The 23,760-nt window shown below is 60.8% G+C and carries 19 protein-coding genes; 5 read left to right on the top strand and 14 right to left on the bottom strand.

Annotated elements, in window-relative coordinates:
- The first annotated feature begins 303 nt into the window (after positions 1–303).
- Both mprF and E3O56_RS25565 read left to right on the top strand, forming a co-directional pair.
- Positions 304–2,946 (top strand): bifunctional lysylphosphatidylglycerol flippase/synthetase MprF, encoded by a 2,643-nt coding sequence (gene mprF / locus E3O56_RS25570; RefSeq protein WP_005791060.1) that lies wholly within the window; start codon positions 304–306, stop codon positions 2,944–2,946.
- Entirely contained in the window at positions 2,946–4,226 is a 1,281-nt protein-coding gene (locus E3O56_RS25565; RefSeq protein ID WP_103734883.1) for an AcvB/VirJ family lysyl-phosphatidylglycerol hydrolase, read from the top strand. The genes mprF and E3O56_RS25565 overlap by 1 nt, the downstream gene beginning before the upstream one ends.
- 137 nt (positions 4,227–4,363) lie before the next feature.
- Here the strand turns inward: E3O56_RS25565 and recJ are convergent, their stop codons facing one another.
- Positions 4,364–6,073: a single-stranded-DNA-specific exonuclease RecJ gene (gene recJ, locus E3O56_RS25560; protein WP_248129162.1), complete on the bottom strand. Its 1,710-nt coding sequence runs from the start codon at positions 6,071–6,073 to the stop codon at positions 4,364–4,366.
- Positions 6,074–6,171: 98 nt separating this feature from the next.
- The gene (locus tag E3O56_RS25555; RefSeq protein WP_003193952.1) at positions 6,172–6,714 is read right to left on the bottom strand and encodes a YaeQ family protein; all 543 of its coding nucleotides are present in this window, start codon (positions 6,712–6,714) and stop codon (positions 6,172–6,174) included.
- Positions 6,715–6,851: 137 nt separating this feature from the next.
- Between E3O56_RS25555 and E3O56_RS25550 the strand changes: the two genes are divergently transcribed.
- Complete coding sequence (locus tag E3O56_RS25550) at positions 6,852–8,051, top strand: CaiB/BaiF CoA-transferase family protein (RefSeq protein WP_148852652.1); 1,200 nt, start codon at positions 6,852–6,854, stop codon at positions 8,049–8,051.
- A 170-nt stretch (positions 8,052–8,221) separates the two neighbouring features.
- On the opposite strand, the gene E3O56_RS25545 is transcribed toward E3O56_RS25550, so the two are convergent.
- Positions 8,222–8,506, bottom strand: coding sequence for a DUF3509 domain-containing protein (locus tag E3O56_RS25545; RefSeq protein ID WP_032803962.1), 285 nt, complete (start codon positions 8,504–8,506; stop codon positions 8,222–8,224).
- Between the two features lie 206 nt (positions 8,507–8,712).
- On the opposite strand from E3O56_RS25545, the gene E3O56_RS25540 reads away from it, so the two are divergent.
- Positions 8,713–9,375, top strand: coding sequence for a response regulator transcription factor (locus tag E3O56_RS25540; RefSeq protein WP_078822230.1), 663 nt, complete (start codon positions 8,713–8,715; stop codon positions 9,373–9,375).
- Here E3O56_RS25540 and E3O56_RS25535 read toward each other — a convergent pair.
- From E3O56_RS25535 to xerD, 6 genes are all read right to left on the bottom strand, one after another.
- Positions 9,344–10,588 (bottom strand): EAL domain-containing response regulator, encoded by a 1,245-nt coding sequence (locus E3O56_RS25535; RefSeq protein WP_248129161.1) that lies wholly within the window; start codon positions 10,586–10,588, stop codon positions 9,344–9,346. The two genes, E3O56_RS25540 and E3O56_RS25535, sit on opposite strands and share 32 nt — an antisense overlap.
- A gap of 428 nt (positions 10,589–11,016) precedes the next feature.
- A complete protein-coding gene (locus tag E3O56_RS25530; protein ID WP_248129160.1) occupies positions 11,017–14,586 on the bottom strand; it encodes a transporter substrate-binding domain-containing protein in 3,570 nt (1,189 codons plus the stop codon).
- A 129-nt stretch (positions 14,587–14,715) separates the two neighbouring features.
- Entirely contained in the window at positions 14,716–16,125 is a 1,410-nt protein-coding gene (gene thrC, locus E3O56_RS25525; RefSeq protein ID WP_122733557.1) for a threonine synthase, read from the bottom strand.
- Positions 16,126–16,192: 67 nt separating this feature from the next.
- Positions 16,193–17,497, bottom strand: a complete 1,305-nt coding sequence (locus E3O56_RS25520) for a homoserine dehydrogenase (protein ID WP_005791086.1) — start codon at positions 17,495–17,497, stop codon at positions 16,193–16,195.
- A 128-nt stretch (positions 17,498–17,625) separates the two neighbouring features.
- On the bottom strand, positions 17,626–18,357 hold the full coding sequence (locus E3O56_RS25515; RefSeq protein ID WP_005791088.1) for a thioredoxin fold domain-containing protein: 732 nt from the start codon (positions 18,355–18,357) through the stop codon (positions 17,626–17,628).
- A 148-nt stretch (positions 18,358–18,505) separates the two neighbouring features.
- The gene (gene xerD / locus E3O56_RS25510; RefSeq protein ID WP_078822235.1) at positions 18,506–19,402 is read right to left on the bottom strand and encodes a site-specific tyrosine recombinase XerD; all 897 of its coding nucleotides are present in this window, start codon (positions 19,400–19,402) and stop codon (positions 18,506–18,508) included.
- Between the two features lie 107 nt (positions 19,403–19,509).
- Between xerD and E3O56_RS25505 the strand changes: the two genes are divergently transcribed.
- Positions 19,510–21,318 carry a sodium:proton antiporter gene (locus E3O56_RS25505; protein ID WP_032879635.1) on the top strand — a complete coding sequence of 603 codons (1,809 nt, stop codon included), beginning with the start codon at positions 19,510–19,512 and terminating at the stop codon, positions 21,316–21,318.
- Here E3O56_RS25505 and E3O56_RS25500 read toward each other — a convergent pair whose 3' ends face one another.
- The 5 genes from E3O56_RS25500 to rpsP form a co-directional block, all read right to left on the bottom strand.
- Positions 21,319–21,732: an acyl-CoA thioesterase gene (locus E3O56_RS25500; protein ID WP_005791095.1), complete on the bottom strand. Its 414-nt coding sequence runs from the start codon at positions 21,730–21,732 to the stop codon at positions 21,319–21,321.
- Positions 21,733–21,813: 81 nt separating this feature from the next.
- A complete protein-coding gene (gene rplS, locus E3O56_RS25495) occupies positions 21,814–22,164 on the bottom strand; it encodes a 50S ribosomal protein L19 (RefSeq protein WP_003175895.1) in 351 nt (116 codons plus the stop codon).
- A gap of 45 nt (positions 22,165–22,209) precedes the next feature.
- The gene (gene trmD, locus E3O56_RS25490) at positions 22,210–22,983 is read right to left on the bottom strand and encodes a tRNA (guanosine(37)-N1)-methyltransferase TrmD (RefSeq protein ID WP_173664496.1); all 774 of its coding nucleotides are present in this window, start codon (positions 22,981–22,983) and stop codon (positions 22,210–22,212) included.
- The gene (gene rimM, locus E3O56_RS25485; RefSeq protein WP_003175898.1) at positions 22,965–23,501 is read right to left on the bottom strand and encodes a ribosome maturation factor RimM; all 537 of its coding nucleotides are present in this window, start codon (positions 23,499–23,501) and stop codon (positions 22,965–22,967) included. Before rimM ends, trmD begins: the two co-directional genes overlap by 19 nt.
- A gap of 5 nt (positions 23,502–23,506) precedes the next feature.
- Complete coding sequence (gene rpsP / locus E3O56_RS25480) at positions 23,507–23,758, bottom strand: 30S ribosomal protein S16 (protein WP_003175899.1); 252 nt, start codon at positions 23,756–23,758, stop codon at positions 23,507–23,509.
- Positions 23,759–23,760: the final 2 nt, after the last annotated feature.

Raw genomic sequence — 23,760 nt, 5'->3', positions numbered from 1 at the left:
GTTCAAATCCGGCTCCCGCAACCAAACATCAAAAAAGGCTACTCGAAAGAGTGGCCTTTTTTGTATCCGACGAAAAAGTTCTTCTGAAACAATGGCATGGCATCTTTCATGAAACCGTAGTCGGTTTGTAGAGTCCATCTCATTGCACGCTAGGCTCAATGCTCAAGCGCTACCCTCTACGACCAATGGCCGCAGTCGCCGACCCCGGTGATCCGCGTTAATATTTGTAATTATTTTGTCCATAGGGATTGGTAACTTGGCCGGATACCCCCATCCTGTCGCGCACAATCCACGAGGTGATTGATGCGCGCCAACTCGTCTGAACCACAAGACACCGTCACAGCAGAACAACCGATCACGCCGACCCGCTTGCGATGGCTGGATTTGTTGAGCAAGTATCGCCAGCCCATTGGCCTGGCCGTAACGCTGCTGCTGTTTGCAATCGCCCTGATCGCCTGCCGACACCTGCTGCTGGAACTGGACCTCTACGCACTCCACGATTCGATTCTGGAAGTGCCCAAGCCAGCCTTGCTCGGTGCGTTTGCAGCGGCAGTCGCAGGTTTCATTATCCTGCTTGGTTATGAATTTTCCGGCGCACGCTATGCCGGCGTGAAGTTACCCGCCAAGACCCTGGCCCTGGGTGGCTTCACCGCCTTTGCCATCGGCAACGCCATTGGCTTGTCGATGCTCTCGGGCGGTTCGGTGCGCTACCGTTTATATGCACGCCACGGCATCGGCGCATCGGAAGTGGCGCACATGACCGTGTTCGCCAGCCTGGCCCTGGGCTGTGCCCTGCCGCCACTGGCCGCATTGGCCACGCTGAGCAATTTGCCGGCGGCTTCGACTTACCTGCATTTACCGCAAAGCCTGCTCGGGGGGATTTCCGGCGCCGTGTTGGTGTTGTCGGCCATGCTGTGCATCGGCATCTATCGTCGTCGCCTGCCGGAACAGCCCTACCCCGATAACCTGCTGGTCAAGGCCGGGCGTCGCACCCTGCGCCTGCCGGGCCGCCGCCTGACCTTCCTGCAGTTGATCATCACCGCCCTCGACGTAGCCGCTGCCGCTGCCGTCCTTTATATGCTGTTGCCGGAAGCACCGCCCTTCGGCCCGTTCCTGCTGGTGTACCTGCTGGCACTGGCCGCCGGTGTGCTCAGCCATGTGCCGGGGGGCGTGGGTGTATTCGAAGCGATCCTGCTGGCGGCCTTCGCCGACAAACTCGGTGCCGCGCCCCTGGCTGCCGCCTTGCTGCTGTACCGGATGATCTACGTGGTATTGCCGCTGCTGATCGCCTGTGTGTTCCTGCTGGTCAACGAGGCCCAGCGCCTGTTCCAGACCCAGCAAAGCCTGCGGGTGGCGTCGGGGCTGGCAGCGCCGGTATTGGCCGTCCTGGTTTTTTTGTCCGGCGTGGTCCTGCTGTTTTCCGGCGCCACGCCAGAGATCGACTCACGCCTGGAAAACATCGGCTTCCTGATTCCCCACCGCCTGATTGACGCCTCGCACTTTGGTGCCAGCCTGATCGGCGTGTTGTGCCTGTTGCTCGCCCAGGGCCTGCGTCGACGTTTGTCGGCGGCCTGGATGCTGACCATGGTGCTGCTGCTGGTCGGCGCCCTGCTCTCGTTGCTCAAGGGCTTCGACTGGGAAGAAGCCAGCCTGATGACCATGACCGCGGTGCTGCTGGCGATCTTTCGCCGCTCGTTCTACCGCGCCAGCCGCTTGACCGAGCTGCCGTTTTCGCCGCTTTACCTGGTGGCCAGTGTCTGTGTACTCGGCGCCTCGATCTGGCTGCTGTTGTTCGCCTATCAGGATGTGCCTTACAGCCATCAACTGTGGTGGCAGTTCACCCTCGACGCCAACGCCCCCCGCGGTTTGCGCTCGTTGCTGGGCGCTGCGGTGCTGCTGGTGATCGTATCGCTGACCTGGCTGCTGCGCACGGCGCGCCCGGTCATCCACTTGCCCACCCCGGAAGAACTGGAGCGCGCCAGCAAGATCCTGATGGCCTCGTCCCAACCCGACGGCGGCCTGGCGCTGACCGGCGACAAGGCGCTGCTGTTTCACCCCAACGATGAAGCCTTCCTGATGTACGCCCGTCGCGGGCGCAGCCTGGTGGCCTTGTACGACCCGATCGGCCCGACCCAGCCGCGCGCCGAGATGATCTGGCAGTTCCGTGACCTGTGCGATATCCACCACGCAAGACCGGTGTTCTACCAGGTACGCGCCGAGAACCTGCCGTACTACATGGACATCGGACTCACCGCGATCAAGCTGGGCGAAGAAGCCCGCGTCGACCTGAAACGCTTTGACCTGGAAGCCAAGGGCAAAGAGATGAAGGATTTGCGCTACACCTGGAACCGTGGCACCCGGGACGGCTTGTCCCTGGAAATCTTCGAACCGGGCCAGGCGCCGATGGATGAATTAAAAGTCATCTCCGATGCCTGGCTTACAGGTAAGAATGTGCGGGAAAAAGGCTTCTCCCTGGGCCGTTTCAGCGACGACTACCTCAAGCACTTCCGTATCGCGATCATTCGCTTCGAAGGGCGCCCGGTAGCCTTCGCCAACCTGCTCGAGACCTACAATCATGACCTGGCCAGCCTTGACCTGATGCGCGCCCACCCCGACGCGCCCAAGCTCACGATGGAATTCATGATGGTGGGCCTGATTCAACATTATAAGAACCACGGCTACGCCCGCTTCAGCCTCGGTATGGTGCCGCTGTCGGGCTTGCAACCGCGCCGTGGCGCACCGCTGACCCAGCGCCTGGGCTCGATGGTGTTCCGCCGTGGCGAGCAACTGTATAACTTCCAAGGTTTGCGCCGCTTCAAAGACAAGTTCCAGCCCGACTGGGAACCCCGTTACATGGCCGTGCCCGCAGGACTTGATCCGCTGGTGGCACTGGCCGATACCGCCGCCCTGATCGCGGGCGGCTTGACTGGATTGGTGAAACGCTGATGATTCGACGCTCCTGGCGGTATGTATTGGCCTTTGTAGTGCTGCTCGCGCTGGTCGTGGCGGGTGGTTTTTGGTACTGGAATCGCCCTGCCCCGCAACCGACCCTGGAGCAATTGCCCCAGGCCGATGGCTCGGTAATGACCCGCGTCACCCCCGCCAGCGCCGCCAAAGCCCGTGTGGCTGTGGCCGTGATGGCCGATGAAGCGCTGACCGACAGCCAACTGGTTGCCCTGAGCCAGGGCGGCGCGGCGCAAATCGTTCAGGTGATCCTGCCTAAGGATGACTGCAAGCTGCAGGAACAAGCGCTGCAAGGCGCCCTGGCCCAGCTCAAAGGCCCGGCGACCCTGGTCAGCGGCATCGGCCCTGGCGCTGCGCTCGCCTGGCGCTGGCTGGCCACTCAGAATGATGACAAGGCTAACGCGATCTCCGTCGGCTTTGCCCTGAAACAGGAAGGCTGCAACGACCCGCTGCCCACGACCTCTGCCCACGGCAACTGGCTGGTGGCGTGGAACGACAATCCCGACGATGAAAGCGCCAGCTTCGTACGTGACACGCCGCGTGCCACCACCAGCATCAGCGACTACGACATTCATTACCCGCAAGTGCTGAACAACGAGCTGCGCAAGCAACTGGTCGGTTCGGACAACGGTGGCCTGGCGATTCCCGTGGTGGAAGTTCCTGCCGGGCAGGCCAAAGACACCGTGACCCTGTTCCTCTCCGGTGACGGCGGCTGGCGTGACCTGGACCGCGATGTGGCCGGCGAGATGGCGAAGATCGGCTACCCGGTGGTCGGCATCGACACACTGCGCTACTACTGGCAGCACAAGAGCCCGGAGCAAAGCGCCAAGGACCTCACCGAGTTGATGCAACACTATCGGCAGAAGTGGGGCACCAAGCGCTTCGTGCTGACCGGTTATTCGTTCGGCGCCGATGTACTGCCGGCCATTTACAACCGTATGCCGGAAAACGAACAGCAGCGCGTCGATGCGATCATCCTGTTGGCATTTGCGCGCACTGGCAGCTTTGAAATCGAAGTGGAAGGTTGGCTGGGCAACGCCGGCAAAGAAGCCGCCACCGGCCCGGAAATGGCCAAGCTGCCACCTGAGAAGGTCGTGTGCATCTATGGTGCAGAGGAAGTCGACGAGAGTGGCTGCACCGACAAGACCGCAGTGGGCGAAGCCATGAAGCTGCCGGGCGGGCATCACTTCGATGAAAACTACCCGGCGCTGGCCAAGCGCTTGGTGGATATTATCGTCAAGCACCAGGCCAAAGCCGAGTAGCTCCAGGGCTGTACACAAAACCAAATGTGGGAGGGGGCTTGCTCCCGATAGCAGGGTGTCAGTCAATGATGTATGACTGATCCACCGCTATCGGGAGCAAGCCCCCTCCCACATTTGTTTTGTATTGTCAGTAATATCTAGCGCGGTTCGATGTGAGCAATCATCAGCTGTACAGTCTCATTGCCGCGAAACTCGTTCACATCCAGCTTATAGGCCAACTCTACCCACCGCACGGTCGGGTTCGGCCACACCTCGCGGTCCACGCCGAAGGCGATGCCATCAAGCTTCACTGACCCACACTCGCTCTTGAGCACCACTTTAAGGTGCCGCTCCCCGACCACACGCTGCTCCACCAACTGGAACACCCCGTGAAACAACGGCTCCGGAAAGTGCTGCCCCCAAGGGCCGGCGTGACGCAGGGCGCGGGCCAGTTCCAGGTGAAACTCTTCCACAGCCAAAGTGCCGTCGGAGAGCAAGCGGCCGGTGAGGTCCTCTTCACGCAGCTGCCGACGCACTTCGGCATCGAAGGCTTGCGCAAACAGCGGGAAGTTCGCCTCGGGCAGGGTCAGCCCGGCGGCCATGGCGTGACCGCCGTACTTGCTGATCAGGTTGGGATGCTGGCTTGCAACAACCGCCAGCGCATCGCGGATATGAAAGCCTTGCACCGAACGCCCAGAACCCTTGAGCAGGCCGTCGCCCGCGTCAGCAAAGGCAATGGTCGGGCGGAAGTAACGTTCTTTCATGCGCGACGCGAGGATGCCGATCACCCCCTGGTGCCACTCCGGGTCGAACAGGCACAAACCGTACGGCATCGACTCCACCGGCAAGTCCTTGAGCTGGGCCAGGGCCTCGCGCTGCATGCCTTGTTCAATGGATTTACGGTCCTGGTTCATGCCGTCCAGTTGCGCGGCCATTTCCCGTGCGGCGCCAGCGTCGGTGGTGAGCAGGCATTCGATGCCCAGGCTCATGTCATCCAGGCGCCCGGCCGCGTTCAGCCGCGGGCCGAGGATAAACCCCAGGTCGGTGGAGGTGATGCGAGCGTGGTCGCGCTTGGCCACTTCCAGGATCGCCTTGATGCCTGGCCGCGCCCGACCGGCACGAATACGCTCCAGGCCTTGATGAACGAGGATGCGGTTGTTGGCGTCCAGCGGCACCACGTCGGCGACACTGCCCAGGGCCACCAGGTCGAGCAGTTCACCGATGTTCGGCTGGGGTTTGTTGTCATACCAACCCAGGCTGCGTAACCGCGCGCGCAGAGCCATCAACACGTAGAAGATCACGCCGACACCGGCCAGGGCCTTGCTGGGAAACGTGCAGCCCGGCTGGTTCGGATTGACGATGGCGTCGGCGGCCGGCAGTTCATCGCCGGGCAAGTGGTGGTCGGTGACCAGCACCTTCAGCCCCGCCGCTTTCGCCGCCGCGACGCCTTCGACGCTGGAGATGCCGTTGTCCACGGTAATCAGCAACTGGGGCTCGCGCTGCAACGCCACCGCGACGATTTCCGGCGTCAGGCCGTAGCCGTACTCGAAACGGTTGGGCACCAGGTAATCGACATGGGCCGCCCCAAGCAAGCGCAGGCCCAGGGTGCCTACGGTGCTCGCCGTGGCGCCGTCGGCGTCGAAGTCACCAACGATCAGGATGCGTTGGCGCTGCTCCAGGGCGGTCACCAGCAAGTCCACCGCCGCGTCGATCCCTTTGAGCTGCTGGTAGGGAATCAACCGCGCCAGGCTCTTGTCCAGCTCAGCTTCCGATCGCACCCCGCGTGCGGCATAGAGACGGGTCAACAGCGGCGGCAATTCACCGAGAAAAGGCAGAACGGCGGGCAATGGGCGGGGATCGATACGCATGGGGTGACGGGCGCTTCTCTTCTAATACATCGGTTAAACACAGATATTGAACGCAACAAAGATCAAGTGTGGGAGCTGGCTTGCCTGCTCCCACCTTTTCAACCGCGCTCGCCAACCAGCCATTGCAGTTGCACTTCATGCTGGCCACGGTCGTCGGTCACGAAGATCGTACCTTCGCTGATCATCACATCCCACTTGATCACCCGCGGCATGTCCTTGGCCAGGGTCTCCAACACTTCCTGGGGCACGGCAGCGATGTGCACGTTCTTCAGGTTGTTGGCCACCGGCACTACCTTGCCTTCCCACACACGCAGGCTGCCATAGGCCAGCAGGCTGGTGCGCTCGGTGCGGCGCGAGCACCAGGTCAGGCGATCGGCATCCGGCTGGCCGACTTCGATCCAGTGCAGGACCCGATCATCCAGGCTTTTTTCCCACAGGGCTGGTTCGTCTACATCCGACAGGCCACGCCCGAACGCCAGTTGCTCGTTGTACCAGAGGGCGTAGGCCAGCAGGCGCACGGTCATGCGCTCTTCGGTTTCCGAAGGGTGGCGGGCAATGGTCTGTTTGACACTCTCGTACACCGAACGGTCGAGGTCGGTGAGGTTGAGTTCGAACTTGTAGGTCGTGGACGGCTGGGCCATGAACGGGCTTCTAAAGACAAGGAAAGGCGGCCAGTCTAACCGATGGCGAGGTCATTCAACGAATACTGCGCTGCATCCGGGCGGCTCGCCTATGTTAAAAAGCAGGACACCATCGTCCCGCGCTTGTAAGGATCCCCATGTCGCTCAACGCCAAACCACTTGCCGGCCTGAAAGTCATCGAACTGGGCACCCTGATCGCCGGCCCGTTTGCCTCACGCATTTGCGCTGAATTCGGTGCCGAGGTGATCAAGGTCGAATCCCCGGACGGCGGCGACCCGCTGCGCAAATGGCGCAAGCTGTATGAAGGCACCTCGCTGTGGTGGTTCGTACAGGCCCGTAACAAGCAGTCGCTGACCCTCAACCTCAAGCACCCCGACGGCCTGGCAATCCTCAAAAAACTATTGGCCGACGCCGACATCCTGATCGAGAACTTCCGCCCCGGCGTGCTGGAAAAACTCGGCCTGAGCTGGGAAACCCTGCACGCTCTAAACCCCAAGCTGGTGATGGTGCGCCTCTCGGGCTTCGGCCAGACCGGGCCGATGAAGGATCAGCCAGGGTTTGGTGCCGTGGGTGAATCCATGGGCGGCTTGCGCTATATCACCGGCTTCGAAGACCGCCCGCCGGTGCGCACCGGGATCTCCATCGGCGACTCGATTGCCGCGCTGTGGGCGGTGATCGGCGCGCTGATGGCGCTGCGTCATCGCGAGGTCAACGGCGGCTTGGGCCAAGTGGTGGATGTGGCGCTGTACGAAGCCATCTTCGCCATGATGGAAAGCATGATTCCCGAGTTCGATGTGTTCGGATTTATTCGCGAGCGTACCGGTAACATCATGCCCGGCATTACACCGTCTTCGATCCACACCAGCGCCGACGGCAAGCATGTGCAGATCGGCGCCAATGGCGATGCAATCTTCAAGCGCTTTATGGCGACCATCGGCCGTGACGACTTGGCGAACGACCCGCAATTGGCCAGCAACGATGGGCGTGACAGCCGCCGCGACGAGCTGTATGGCGTGATCGACCGCTGGGTCAACTCGCTGCCGCTGGAGCAGGTGATTGAGCAACTGAACAAGGCTGAAGTACCCGCCAGCCGTATCTACAGCGCCGAAGACATGCTGGGCGACCCGCAATTTCTGGCCCGAGAGATGTTCCTCAAGGCTCAGCTCCCGGACGGCAAGCACTTCAAGATGCCAGGCATCGTGCCCAAGCTTTCGGATACACCGGGCAGTTGTGAATGGGTGGGGCCGCAACTGGGTGAACACAACAATGTGCTGCTCAATGCCCTGGGCTACGACGCGGCGGCTATTGCGCGTCTGCGTGAGAATGGCGCGATCTGAGAATCGCGGGCAAAAAGAAACCCCGAGCAGTGGGGAGACAACTCGGGGTTAAACGTGGCCTTAAAAAGGCACGCACAGCAAGCGACAAACACCGGAGCACAATGATTGCTCTTGCTGTTACGGACTCTGACTGACCGCCGCGTAGGAAGGTTCCGAAGAAAAATAATGTTTCATGCGAGTGCGCCGCCACGGGTTTGGGCAGCATTGCGCAAGGCAGCAATGACCGAGGGTTCCAGGCGCCCTTCGGCGATTTTCACGTCGCGAAGCAGGCAATCCGCGACATCCACCAGCGCACGCTTGTCGGACAATTGCGCGCGATCGACGTCGCGCTCGACCACAATCGCGCCGCCGGGATTCTTTACGGTTACCAGGCAGTCTTCCCGCACACCAGAAGTGGTCAGCGTAACCTGATAAGGGCTCAGTGCTTCACTGAGCAATAGGTGGATACTTTCCATCTCGATCACCACTCAATCATTCGAAAAAGGTTCGAAAAACAAAAATGTCACGAAGAGGCTGACATTCAAGTGACCCGTGCTCAAAGCAGAAAGTTCTACCTTTTGTGTAATCCACTGCTTGAGGAAAACGAGCATGCACGGAAAAGATGACAGAGAAAAAACACAGGCTCACACGCTAGAATCCCTGGATTACCTGGGAGCCTGCCTTGAGAGCTGCGTCTGAAACACCTTTGCGCGTCGTCATTGCCGACGATCATCCGATTTTTCTGATTGGCCTGCGCGCAGTGCTTGAGCGTGACCCGCACATCAGCATCGTCGGGGAGGCCAACTCGCCACAGGCCCTCAATGCGTTGCTGCAAGACTGTGCCTGCGATGTGCTGGTGACCGACTTTATGATGCCTGCCGAGCCCCATGCCGACGGGTTGCGCCTGATCGACCAACTGCGCCGACACTACCCGGACCTGCCGATTGTGGTGGTCACCATGCTCAACAATGCCGGTTTGTTTCACTCGATTCTGACATTGGGCGTGATGGGCCTTTTGAGCAAGGCCAGCCTGGCCGATGAACTGCCGCAGGCGATTCGTCAGGTCCGCCAGCAACGCACCTACGTGGCCCAGACCATTCGCCAGGCGCTGAGCCTGGCCGGAGAAGTCGGTGCCGATCGCCTGCACTCCCAGGAACAGTTGTCACCCCGGGAGCTGGAGGTGATTCGCCTGTTGGCCACTGGCATGACGGTGGGCCAGATCGCCGCGCATCTGCATCGCAGCAAGCAGACCGTAAGTGCGCAAAAAGTCAGCGCCATGCGCAAACTGGGGCTGACCAATGATGCCGCCCTGTTTATTTATGTGCAGGAACACGGGCTGGCCTAGCCTGGAACGCAATCCACTGCTTGAGCGCCTCGGCCTCCATCGGCCGGGCAATGAAGCAGCCTTGCAGCCACGCCGCCCCCAGCTCACCCACAGCGTGGTAGTCGGCAGCACTTTCAACCCCGGTGACGACCACGGCGATATCCAGGCGCGCGGCCATGCTCATGGCCCCCGCCACCACCGCCGCCTTGCGATCGTCATCGGCCATTCCGCAGGCAAACGCCGGGGGGATTTTCAGTTCGGTGAAAGGCAACTCCAGCAAATGTTGCAAGCTGGTGCCACCCATGCCGAAATCCCCGATGGACAACTGGCAACCCAGCATCCGCAGGCGCAGCAAGCCAGTGAGGTGGGCACTGTCGGTTTTCAGCGTTGAGGTTTCCACCAGCTCCAGGGTGAGGCTATGGGCGGGTATGCCGTGAAGTTGCAGCAGCCCCTGCAATATTTGTGGGAAGTGTGTGCGCTCAAGCATACGTCCGGGAATGTTCACCGCCACCGGCAGCACCTGGCCGGTCTCGCCCATGACCTGGTTGGCCAGGCCAAGTGCCTGTTCCAGCACATGCCAGGTAAAGGCCTCTTCCATGCCGGCAAACTCCAACACCGGCAGGAACTCTTCGGGCAGCAGCAATTGAGCGTGCGGTAACTGCCAACGCGCCAGCGCCTCCACCCCTTGCAACACCCCGGCCTGGCTGACGATGGGTTGGTACCAGACCCTGCCGCAGGCCGCGATGGTGGCCTGGCTGACATCCGCCGACGGTGGCAGTTGTTCCCGCGCGCTCAACCCCAGCAACTGGCGCACACGCTCCCAGGACAGCACCGCTGGCCCTGGGCGCAAGTGCCGCTGACAATCGGCCAACACCTGCCCGATCAGCGTTGCCGAGGCCGGCTTGGGCAAGCACGCCAGCACGTTGAGGCCCAATTGCCGGGCCATGTTCGCCACGCCTTCGAGCACATCGGGCTCAGCATTGCTGAGCAGAACCAGCACTTGAGCCAAACGGCGCTCGGCGAGTTCGCGGATCAACTCCAGCCCATCGCCCTGCTCCAGATACAGATCGCAGATGGCGATATCCACCGGGCCTTTGCTGTCCAGGGACTGGCGAGCCGTTTCAACATCTTCAGCAGTCAGTACATTGAACACGCCATTGGCATTGAGCATCTGGTGCAGTGCCATCAGCTGAAACGGGTTGTCTTCGAGGATCAGGACATTGAGAGAGCGCATGGGTCATGGAGTCGGTACTGGGAAAAGTCCTTCACAGTAGCCATAAGACGCGAAGCGTCCCATAGGACGTGTCCGAAATGCTGTCGAGCGGAGCGCACAACTTGGTTGACGCCACCGCTAACCACGATGCGAAGCAAGCCGATCTTGATCTTGACCTGCTTTTGATCTTGATCTTAGGCGCCCCGTCAAACCACGCTGGCCGGAATTCGACAGGGATTTGGGGGGTAAACCGGCAGGGATGCCGGTTTAGCCGCCCCGCGCCATGGATGGCGCGTGGCGGCGGCCCCCCAAATCCATGGCGGATTACGGGCACACCGAGCCGGGCAAGCCCCCTCCCACATTTGGGACCAATACCATCAGTTAGATACTCATCTGCTGCCAAGCCGTCACGGGAGCAAATCTCCTCCCACATTGCATCGCGTCAGCTATCAGTCCAGATAAGGCTGCAGATCGCGACGAAACACCTTCAACACCTCAGACAACCTCAACCACGGCTCCTCAAGCTCAGCCCCACGCTGCTCGCGCGCGCATTGCTCAAGCGCCACACAAGCCTTGGCCAACGGCAACGCATCCACCAGCGAACAAATACCCTTGAGCCGATGCAGCGCCGCATTCAAGCGCGCAACATCACGCTCGGCCAATGCGCCGGCCAATACCTCATGCTCGTGATCCAGGCTTTTTGCCAGTTCTTGCAACATGCTATGCAGCACAGGCCCGTCAGCCTGGGTCATGGTACGCAGGGCCTGGATATCAAACGAACGCTGCGGCGCCACCCGCGCCAGCACGCGCGTCCAATCCTCCAGAGTCACCGGTTTGACCAGCAGCTCATCCATACCCGCGTCCTCGCAGCGTCTTTGTTCATCTTTCATCGCGTTCGCCGTGCAACCGATCAACGCACAACGGGGCCGTTGTTCTTCGGTTTCGATACGCCGGACCGCCTCGCTCAAGGCATAGCCGGACATACCCGGCATCTGGCAATCGGTCACCAGCACGTCGAAACGCTGCTCACGCCAACGCTGCAACGCGGCCTCGGCCGAATCCAGAGCAATCACCTGATGCCCCAGGAACTGCAACTGCTGCGCCAGCACCAAGCGGTTGGCCGCCAAATCATCCACCACCAGCACCGACAGGCTACGCCCCGCTGGGGGCAACGCTGGCGCTGGCGTGGCCGGCACATCGTCGGTGCTGACCCGATCAAGGCGCAGGTCGATGCACACCTCGGTGCCCTCACCCACCACGCTTGCCAAGTGAATGCGACCGCCCATCAACTCCACCAATTGCTTGCAGATACTCAGGCCCAGCCCGGTGCCGCCATGTTCCGCCGCGGTCAATGCGCTCACTTGGGTAAACGGCTTGAACAACCTTGGCTGCTGTTCGGCGCTGATCCCCGGGCCGCTGTCTTCGACGCACAGGTGCAGGTATTCGGTATCAGACTCATCCCGCTGGCAGGTGACGCTGAGCCGCACCCCGCCCTGCTCGGTAAACTTCAGCGCATTACCCAGCAGGTTGTGCATCACTTGGCGTAAACGCAGCGGATCGAACCAGTAATAGCCCTTGGCCGCAGGATCAAACGCCAGGGTCAAATGCAGGCCCTTTTTTTGCGCCGTGGCTTCGAACAGACGCTGGATGCCTTCGAAAAAACCCTTCAACTCGGTGGTTTGCGGAACCAGTTGCAGGTGACCGGCCTCGATCTTGGCCAGGTCCAGGCTGTCGCCCATCAGCGCGATCAGCTCGCGCGCCGAACGATGGGCCACCTGGAATGCTTCAGAGACGGGCTGGCCGCTTGCCAGGCAGCGTTCCTGCTCCAGCTCGAGCAAACCGATGATGGCGGTCATGGGTGTGCGAATTTCATGACTTAGCGCAGAAAGAAATGCACTTTTGGCGTAGTTCGCTTCGTCGGCAGCCTGGCGGGCATCCATCAGTTGGTGCTCCAGGTCTTTGCGTTCGTTGATATCGATCCAGCCGCCCAGCAGCCCCTGCAAGCGGCCCTGGGCATCGAAGAACGGAACCGTCCACTGGTAAACGTGAAAGCTGCCGCCGTTGAACTCCAGCTCGCGATCGACAAACAACGACTGTTGCGTGGCCAGTTGTTCCATATGGCCGGCGTGCAGGCGCGCCGCCGTGGCCTCGGGCATTACCCCACTTTCCAGCAGCGTCAGCCCCTGAATCAGCTCAAGCCGGGTCGCCAGTTGCTGTTCATAGCTTTTGTTGCAGGTCACCAGCCGCCCGGCCAGGTCGCGCACAAACAGCGGGTTGGGCATGCCGTCGAGTAACGCACGTTTGAACGCCAATTGGTCATTGAGCCGCTGCTCGGCCTCCAGCCGCTGGCGAATCTGACGCTTGAGCCGGCTGTTCCACACCAGCGATACCAGCACAAACAGCAGCGCCGTGGCCACCATCCAATACGCCCAGGGCGGCACCCGTTGCCAGGCCGGTAGGGGGATCGCCACAGCGCCGATCCAGCGCAGGCGCAGTGCGCTCAACTCGGCCACCGGCAAGGCTTCCAGGGCCTTGTTCAGGATACTCAGCAGCTCAGGCTGGTCCTTGCGTACCGACAAGCAATTGGATGACCACTTACCGTCGACACTGCGGCCAATACGCAAGCCTTCCTGGGAGTAACTCTGGACCTCCACCTCAGTCTGCAACGTGGCAGCGGCCTCGCCCCGTTGCACCAGTTCGCGGGCCTGGGCGTAATTGTCCACCAGGCGCAGCTTGATCTGCGGGTGCATCTGGCGGATGTAACTCTCCAGCACATGGCGCGCCGGCAGCGCCAGGACCTTGCCTTCCAACTGCTTCAACCCAGTCAGCGGCGTGGCATCGGCGCGTTCGACGAACACCCAGCCGGAGCCGCCAAAGCCATGACTGAAGTCAAGCAGCGCCCTGCGCTCCTGATTCGACGCCAGGGTGGTGTTCATCTGCGCCCTGCCGGTTTCCAGCCATTCCAGGGTTTGCGCGGTGGAGTGCACCTCTTCGAAGACAAACTGCAAACCGGTCATGCGCGAAATGCGGTGCAGCAGGTCGACATTCAAACCCACCCAGTGACCGTCCTTGTCCTTGAATATGTAAGGTGACATCTGCTGCGCCACCACCACGACATGGGGATGCTGCAACAGCCAGGTGCGCTCCGAGGCCGACAATTCAACGCGCTCACCCCTGAAGCCGACGCCGAGCCCTGTGGTCCAGCGGCCCAGGATCTCCCGCTGCACCGACTCGTCAATGCTCGCCAAGGCGCGGTTCATCATCGCCCCCAGGAATGGGTCGGCCTGGCGGGTGGCGAAAGCAAAGCCGATGGGCGCCAGCCGGCTTTGTTCCTTGATCTGCAACCCCAGGTAAGGCCGCAGCGATTTGTAGGCCCGCACAATCACTTCATTGCCGATAAACGCATCGGCATCACCTTGCTTGAGCGCCTCCAGGCCGCTGTAGAGGTTGGGCGCGAGCATGATGTGGCTATCGGGGTAAGCCGCCTGCACGTTGTGCACATTGGCGTAGCCATCGAGCAATACGACTTTCTTGCCCGCCAGGTCGTCCTCTTGAAGCTCATCGCGACGCAGCACCACCACTGACCGATCGGGCATGTAGTCCTGGGTGAACTGCAAGCCGGGCACATCGCGCTCATAGCCGTTGGCGCTGGTCAGGATATCGATGGATCCACTGCGCAGCGCCTCGACCGCCTGGGCCCGCTCGGCAAAGCCCAGCACCTGCATCGGCACCTGCAAGCGCGCGCCGACCAGGCTCAGGTAATCGGCACTGATACCCTGGTAGCGGTTGCGGTCGCGGGTGATATCGATCGGCTGATAGTCATCAATGGAAATACCCACCTTCAACGTCCGATGCGTCGCCAGCCACTGCTGCTCTGCGGGCGCCAGGGGCAAAGGCTCAAGCGGGATAAACGCCGGCACCAGCTTGAAAGGCAGGCTGACGGCCGCCAGGCTTACCGGTAGTTGGGTAAGCCACAGCATGCACATCAGCCGCACTGTCCATTGAATCAAAACCTGCACCGATTTGGCTTCCTTGATTGGGCGAAGGAACAAGTATGGCTCGCCAAAATAAAAAAGCCCGTCACGAGGACGGGCTTGGCCGACTGCAAAAAAGCTAACTGCCGGATGTAATCTGATCAACCGCGGGCATCAGAGCGGCTTGCCACGATTGCCATGCTGGCTGACAAACGCCTGCACCGCCTTCAGGTCGTTAGCCAGCACGGTGCAGCGCTCTTCACGCTCGAACAGGTCGGCCAGGTGCTCCGGCAATTCCAGTGCCTTGCCAACACCGGCCTTCTCCACCGCTTCGGGGAATTTGACCGGGTGCGCGGTACCCAGGATCACCATCGGAATATCCAGGCTACGGCGGCATTCGCGCGCAGCCTTCACGCCGATAGCTGTGTGGGGGTCGAGCACTTCGCCGGTCTGGGCATAGACCTCGGCAATGGTTTCGCACGTCTGCGCATCATCCACGGCCAGGGAGTCGAACAGCTTGCGGGTTTCGGTCCAGCGCTCTTGCTCGACGCTGAAACCGCCACCCTGCTTGAAGCTGCTCATCAACTCGGCCAGCGCCGCGCCATTGCGACCGTGCATGTCGAACAGCAAGCGTTCGAAGTTAGACGACACCATGATGTCCATGGATGGCGACAGTGTGGCGTGCAGGGTTTCCTTGACGTACTGGTTGCCGCTCATGAAGCGGTGCAGGATGTCATTGCGGTTGGTAGCAACGATCAACTGATTGATCGGCAGGCCCATGTTGCGTGCCAGATAACCGGCGAAGATGTCGCCGAAGTTGCCGGTCGGCACCGAGAACGACACCGAACGCGCCGGGCCGCCCAGCTGCAGGGAGGCGTGGAAGTAGTAGACGATCTGGGCCATGATCCGCGCCCAGTTGATCGAGTTCACCGCCACCAGGCGTGTGCCCTTGAGGAAGCTCTGGTCAGCGAAGCTGTTCTTGACCATTTCCTGGCAGTCATCGAAGTTGCCTTCGATGGCGATGTTGTGGATGTTCTCACCGAAGATGGTGGTCATCTGGCGACGTTGCACCTCCGACACGCGCTTGTGCGGGTGCAGGATGAAGATGTCGACGTTTTCGCAGTGCTTGCACCCTTCGATGGCCGCCGAACCGGTGTCACCGGAGGTGGCGCCGATGATCACCACGCGCTCGCCGCGCTTTTCCAGCACGTAGTCCAGCAGGCGCCCCAGCAGTTGCAGGGCGAAGTCCTTGAACGCCAGGGTCGGGCCGTGGAACAGCTCCAGCACCCACTCGTTGCCGTTCAGCTGGCGCAAAGGCGCGATGGCGCTGTGGGCAAACACGCCGTACGTCTCTTCCAGGATCTTCTTGAAGTCCGCATCCGGAATGCTGCCGGTGACGAACGGGCGCATTACCCGGAACGCCAGCTCGTGGTACGGCAGGCCGGCCCAGGAAGCGATTTCCTCCTGGGTGAAGCGTGGCAGGTTTTCCGGCACGTACAGGCCGCCGTCGGTGGCAAGGCCTGCCAGCAGGACGTCTTCGAAATTCAGGGCCGGTGCCTGGCCGCGGGTGCTGATGTAACGCATGACTGGCTCCTCTAAAACATTCTCGAACAGAGGCCGCCGAAGGTGCGGGGCCCCTGGAACAAATCGGTTAGTTCAAGTGCTCGACGCGAATGCGCACCACCGGGCCGACCACACCTTGCAGGGCTTCGAGGGCGTGGATGGCATCGTTGATATGCTGCTCGAGCACGCGATGGGTCAGCAGGATCATCGGCACCTGGCCGTTTTGCTCCTCGACTTCCTTCTGCATGATCGATTCGATGTTGATACCGCGCTCCGACAGAATGCTGGCGACCTGGGCCAGCACGCCCGGATGGTCCTGGGCCTGGATGCGCAGGTAGTAGGCGCTTTCGCAGGCTTCGATCGGCAGGATCGGGTGGGCCGACAGCGAGTCCGGCTGGAAGGCCAGGTGCGGCACGCGGTTTTCCGGGTCGCTGGTCATGGCGCGAACCACATCCACCAGGTCGGCGATCACCGACGAAGCGGTCGGCTCCATGCCAGCACCGGCGCCGTAGAACAGGGTGGAACCGGCGGCGTCACCGTTGACCATCACCGCGTTCATCACGCCGTTGACGTTGGCGATCAGGCGGTCGGCTGGAATCAGCGTCGGGTGCACACGCAACTCGATACCGGCCGGGGTGCTGCGCGCCACGCCCAGGTGCTTGATGCGGTAGCCCAGGGCTTCGGCGTAATTCACGTCGGCGGTGGTCAGCTTGGTGATGCCTTCGGTGTAGGCTTTGTCGAATTGCAGCGGGATACCAAAGGCGATGGAGGCCAGGATGGTCAGCTTGTGTGCCGCGTCGATGCCTTCCACGTCGAAGGTCGGGTCGGCTTCGGCGTAGCCCAGGGCCTGGGCTTCGGCCAGTACGTCTTCGAAGGTACGGCCCTTCTCGCGCATTTCAGTGAGGATGAAGTTACCGGTGCCGTTGATGATGCCGGCCACCCAGTTGATGCGGTTGGCAGACAGGCCCTCACGGATCGCCTTGATCACCGGGATACCGCCGGCCACCGCGGCTTCGAACGCCACGATCACGCCCTTCTCGCGAGCCTTGGCGAAGATCTCGTTGCCGTGCACGGCGATCAGCGCCTTGTTGGCGGTGACCACGTGCTTGCCGTGCTCGATGGCCTTGAGCACCAACTCGCGGGCCACGGTGTAGCCGCCTACCAGCTCGATGACGATATCGATCTCAGGGTTGGTGGCCACGGCGAATACATCGTTGGTAATCGCAATACCGGTCGTTTCGAACTGAGGCTTTGGCGAACGCGTGGCAATTTGCGCCACTTCAATCCCGCGACCTGCGCGGCGGGAAATTTCTTCAGCGTTACGCTGAAGTACGTTGAAGGTACCGCCACCGACGGTCCCTAACCCACAGATGCCTACTTTGACCGGTTTCACTGAAGAACTCCCCATGAAACGGCCGACGCTAGGTCGGCCGTGAAAACAGCCGCACAACTGCGGCTCTCAATTAATGACCCGTCGACAGTTCGGCGGGTCATGATCGTCAAAGGCTCGACGATTAATGCTTACTTGGCACCCAGTGCCAGTTTGGCAACTTGCGGAGCCGGCTGGTAGCCCGGAATCACCTGGCCGTCGGCCAAAACGATGGCCGGTGTACCGTTCACACCAATGGACTGGCCCAGGGCGAACTGCTTGGAAACCGGGTTGGCGCATTTGGCCGATTTGATTTCCTTGCCGTCGACCATCTTGTCCATGGCGGCCTTCTTGTCGGCCGAGCACCATACGGCTTGCAACTGCTCGTCACCCGGCGAACCCAGGCCCTGGCGCGGGAACGCTACATAGCGCACTTCCACACCCAGCTTGTTCAGTGCCGGTATCTCGGCGTGCAGCTTGTGGCAGTACGGGCAGGTGGTGTCGGTGAACACGGTGATGTGGGTCTTGGTTTCGCCGATGGCGGGGTAAACCACGGTTTCAGCCACCGGGATGCCGTTGATCAGCTTTGACACGCCCAGGCGCTCGGCCTTCTCGGTCAGGTTGACCGGCTTGCCGTCCTTGAGCTGGAACAGGTAGCCCTGCACGATGTACTGCCCATCGGCACTGGCGTACAGCACACGGCTGCCCTTGAGCTTGACTTCATACAGGCCGGCCATGGGGCTGGCGCTGATGCTTTCGATCGGGGTGTCGAGCGCCAGGTTGGCCAGGCTCTTGCGAATGGTCTGCTCGGCCGCATCATCGGCGACAGCAAAGGTGGAAACCAACGCAATGGCTGCGGCGGCAATAATCTGGGTCAAGCGCATGGGAACTCCTGAAGGCAGAGGCAGGGACGGGAGCAGAATACTGATCTGGGACACAACGGGTGCCGTCCCCTTTGCGAACCGGCAAAGCCTACCACAGTTGGGCGGGAGGGCAGACCGCGACAAGTAAAATGGGCCATTTCTGACGTTTTTATCCGCGCGGGTGATGCTTGGCGTGCATATCCTGCAAACGTGCGCGTGCCACATGGGTGTAGATCTGGGTTGTGGATAAGTCGCTGTGCCCGAGCAGCATCTGTACCACACGCAAATCGGCACCATGGTTGAGCAAATGGGTAGCGAATGCATGGCGCAAGGTGTGGGGCGACAGGGCCTTGCCGATTCCAGCCACTTTGGCCTGGTGCTTGATGCGGTGCCAGAAGGTCTGGCGGGTCATCTGCTCGCCGCGCAGGCTGGGGAACAGCACATCACTGGGGCGCCCACCGAGCAATTCGTGGCGCGCATCTCGCATGTAGCGCTCGACCCACACAATCGCCTCCTCGCCCATGGGCACCAGCCGCTCCTTGCTGCCCTTGCCCATCACACGCAATACGCCCTGACGCAGGTTGACCTGCTCCAGCGTCAGGCTGATCAGTTCGGTCACGCGCAGGCCGCAGGCGTAGAGCACTTCCAGCATGGCGCGATCACGTTGGCCGATGGCTTCGCTGAGATCCGGCGCAGCCAGCAAAGCCTCCACGTCAGCTTCCGACAAAGACTTAGGAAGAGGCCTGCCTAATTGCGGCATATCGACTTGTAGAGTTGGATCGGTCGCGATGAGCTTTTCCCGCAACAGGTAGCGATAAAAGCCACGCACGCCGGAGAGAAACCGTGCGGTGGAGCGCGGCTTGTAGTTCTGCTCCAGGCGCCAGGCCAGGTGATCGAGGATCAGCTCGCGCCCGGCGTTGATCAGCTCAAGGTTTTTTTCCTGCAACCAGCCATTGAACAGGGCCAGATCACTGCGGTAGGCCTGGCGCGTGTTATCCGAGAGGCCTTTTTCCAGCCAGAGGGCGTCGAGGAAACGGTCGATCAAAGGGTGGTCGATGGCGGGCATGGGTACTCAAAGCGGCGCAGCATGGGGGCTGTGCGAATTATTTAGTGAACTGTGACAAGGGCCGCTAGTCTTTCATAGCCCGCTACTTCAAGGAACAGGAAGCTTCAATGAATGAACAACAGATTTTACTGGCCTTTGGTGGTATTGGAGTAGCGGCGCTGGGCTGCCAATGGCTGGCCTGGCGGCTCAAGTTGCCGGCGATCCTGTTTCTGTTATTGACGGGTATTTTGGCGGGGCCTGTACTGGGCTGGCTCGACCCGCAGGAGATGTTCGGCCCTCTGTTAATGCCGTTGGTGTCCCTGGCCGTGGCGTTGATCCTGTTCGAAGGCAGCCTGACCCTGCACCTTTCGGAGTGGAAGGAAATCGGCAGCGTGGTGCATCGCCTGGTCACGGTTGGCGCCCTGTCGACCTGGGCAGTGATCACCCTGGCCACGCACTGGCTGCTGGGCTTTGACTGGATGCTCGCGCTGCTGTTCGGCACCCTGACCCTGGTGACCGGGCCGACCGTGATCGTGCCGATGCTGCGCGTGGTACGCCCCAAAGCCTCCATCGCCAATATCCTGCGCTGGGAAGGCATCGTCATCGACCCGATCGGCGCGCTGCTGGCGGTAGTGGTCTACAGCTTCATTATTGCCCGGGCTTCGGGCGACGGCTTGAGCCATAGCCTGCTGACCTTTGGCGGCGTCATCCTCTGCGGTAGCCTGTTCGGGATCGCCGGCGGCTGGGTACTGGGGCAGATCATGCGCCGGCAGTGGTTGCCGGAATACCTGCATAACCTCGCGACGCTGGCCGGTGTGCTGGGCATCTTTATCGCTGCCAACCAGGTGATGCATGAGTCCGGCCTGCTGGCGGTCACGCTGATGGGCATGTGGATGGCGAACATGAAGGGTGTGGATGTAAGACACATCCTGCACTTCAAGGAAAACCTCAGTGTGCTGCTGATTTCCGGGCTGTTCATCCTGCTGGCGGCGCGCCTGGACCTGAATGCCTTGATCGCCCTGGGGCCATTCGTGCTGATTCTGCTGGTGATCATCCAGTTTATTGCACGCCCACTGAACGTAGCGCTCTCAACCTTTGGCTCCGGACTGAACTGGCGCGAGCGCGCGCTGCTGGCCTGGATCGCGCCACGGGGCATTGTGGCGGCGGCGGTATCGGCGATCTTTGCGATTCGCCTGGACGAGGCAGGGCATGAAGGCGCGTTATTGCTGGTGCCGCTGACCTTCGCGGTGATCATCGGCACCGTGGTGCTGCAAAGCGCCACGGCACGCCCCTTGGCGCGCCTGCTGAAAGTCGCCGAGCCTGCGCCCAGCGGTTTCCTGATCGTCGGCGCGAACGGCCCGGCGCGGGCGCTCGGCAAGGCGTTGCAACAATTGGGCAGCCGCGTGTTGCTGACGGATTCCAGCTGGGAAAATATCCGCGCCAGTCGCATGGAGGGCCTGCCGACCTACTTCGGCAACCCCGCCTCCCAACATGCCGAGTCCCATCTGGATCTGGTCGGCCTGGGGCATTTGCTTGCGCTCTCCCCGTCCGGCGAGCTGAACGCCTTGGCGACCATGCGTTTTCGCCATGATTTCGGCCATCGTCTGTTCGCCCTGGCCAGCAGCCAGGAAAGCCGTCGCACCGACAAACACAAGGCCAGCCACGAACACCGCGGCCACCTGCTGGGCAGCCAACCCCTGAGCTATACCAAACTGGCCAGCCTGTTGGGCCAGGGCGCCGAACTGTATAGCACCAACCTCACCGACGGCTTTGGCTGGGAGCAGTACCAGGCGTTGCACGGGGAGCGCGCCACCTTGCTGTTTGCCCGGGACACCAGCGGCTGGGTGCATGTGGTCACGCCCGAGAGCAGCTTGAAGCCGGCGGCCGGCTGGACCCTGCTGGCGGTGATTCAGCCGGAGAACGGCAGCGCCACGTAATCAGTCGGCAAACCCAGGCAGTACCGGTACAGGGCGTTTGTCCGCGTCAATCGCGACAAAGCTGAACACGCCCTGGATCGCCTTTTCACGGCCATCAGCGCTCATGCTCTCGACAAACACTTCCACTTCAACCTTGAGGCTGGTGTTGCCGACTTTGATCACTCGGCCGATCAGCTCAACGATGGAGCCGGCCGGGATTGCGTGATTGAAGTCGATACGGTCGGTGGAGACCGTCACCAAAGGCAAGCGACAGAAGCGCGTGGCGGCGATGAACGACACTTCGTCCATCCATGCCAAGGCGGTGCCGCCGAACAGGGTGTTGTGGTGGTTGGTGGTCGGCGGGAACACGGCCTTGGTCACCCGGGTGACGGACAGGTCGGTGCGGCGCTGAATTTCTTCGAGACGGGTGGTCATGGTCAATACCGGCAAATGGACAAATTTCAGACACAAAAAAGCAGCCCGTAGGCTGCTTTTTTCTGCATCGGGAAGCTGGACTTAAGCCAGTTTTTCCTTGATGCGAGCTGCTTTACCGGACAGGTCACGCAGGTAGTACAGCTTGGCTTTACGTACGTCACCGCGACGCTTGACGGCCATGCTGTCGATTTGCGGGCTGTAGGTCTGGAAAGTACGCTCTACGCCAACACCGTTGGAGATTTTACGAACAGTGAAAGCACTGTTCACACCACGGTTACGCTTGGCGATTACCACGCCTTCGAACGCTTGCAGACGCGAACGGTCGCCTTCCTTCACTTTCACCTGAACGACAATGGTGTCGCCCGGGGCAAAGGTAGGGATCTCTTTGGTCATCTGCTCTGCTTCGAGTGCAAGGATGATTTTGTTAGTCATGCTGTGCTCCTAAGGTAAGTCAATGGACCTACCATCGATACGTTGTTAACTATCGTCCCGCGCGAGGATGTATTCCTCGAGCAGCTTCTTCTCTTCTCCAGAAAGCGAGCGGCTTTCCAGAAGATCGGCGCGTCGTTCATAGGTCCGACCAAGGGACTGCTGTAAACGCCAACGCCGGATGTGTGCGTGATTGCCACTTAGCAATACGTCGGGAACACGCTGATCCGCATACACCTCCGGTCGGGTGTAGTGCGGGCAATCCAGCAAACCATCCGTGAAGGAATCCTCCTCCGCAGAGTCCACATGCCCTAAAGCTCCAGGCAGCAGTCGTGTAACCGCATCTATCAGGACCATTGCCGGCAGCTCGCCGCCAGACAATACATAGTCCCCAATCGACCACTCTTCATCGACATGAGCTTCAATAAAACGCTCGTCAATGCCTTCATAGCGACCGGCAATCAGGATCAAACTTTCCTCATTCGCCAGTTCGCGTACCGCCGCCTGTTTCAGCTGACGGCCTTGAGGGGACAGGTAAATTACCTTCGCCTTCTCCCCGGCGGCTGCCTTGGCCTGAACCAATGCATCTTCCAGGGGCTTGATCTTCATCACCATGCCCGGGCCACCGCCAAATGGGCGATCGTCCACAGTGTGATGTCGATCCGTCGTGTAGTCTCGCGGGTTCCAACAGGTGAGCTGCAACAGCCCCTGTTTCACCGCCCGACTGGTGATGCCGTACTCGCTGATGGCGGAAAACATCTCGGGAAACAAACTGATCACTTCAATGCGCAAATTAGCCACGCTTAGAAGTCCGCGTCCCATTCCACCTTCATCTCGCCCGCTGCCAGGTCGACGGCCAACACGCATTGCTCGGTATAGGGCAACAGGCGTTCGCGATCATCCAGGCTGCCAGCGCAAGGCTTGACCACCATTACATCATTGGCGCCGGTTTCCAGAAGATGATCGATTTTCCCCAGCAATTGCCCGAGTTGATCAATAACCTTCAGACCTTCCAGCTGGTACCAGTAGTACTCGCCGTCGGTCAATTCAGGGAACAGGTTGCGCGGCACGCAGATCTCATAACCGGCCAGAAGACGAGCTTCTTCACGATCATCAAGACCCTTGAGCTTTGCGACCAGGAACTTGTCGCTCCCGCGTCCACTGACCAGCTCGACCTGTTTCACACTCCCTTCGCGCTTGAGCGTCCAGGTCTTGTACTGCAACAGGTTTTCAGTCGGATCAGTAAAGGAATACACCTTCACTTCGCCGCGAACGCCATGAACAGAATAAATCTTGCCGATAACGATCAAATCATCAGCAACAGCTGGCGTCGCGTTCATATTGCTCAGGCTGCGGCCTTAGCCGAGTCCTTCAACAGTTTTGCAACGCGCTCGGATGGCTGTGCGCCAACGCTCAGCCAGTAGGCTACGCGCTCTTGGTTCACGGACAGACGAACTTCTTGACCACGAGCAACAGGGTTGAAGAAACCAACCTGTTCCTTGTGCGAACCGTCACGCGGGTTGCGGCTGTCGGTTACGGTCAAGTGGTAAAACGGGCGCTTTTTGGAGCCGCCAAGGGCAAGACGGATTGTTAGCATGT

The sequence above is a fragment of the Pseudomonas sp. W2Aug9 genome, assembly GCF_023127755.1.
Lineage (GTDB): Bacteria > Pseudomonadota > Gammaproteobacteria > Pseudomonadales > Pseudomonadaceae > Aquipseudomonas > Aquipseudomonas synxantha_A.
This window is presented reverse-complemented; position numbering and strand designations above follow the sequence as displayed.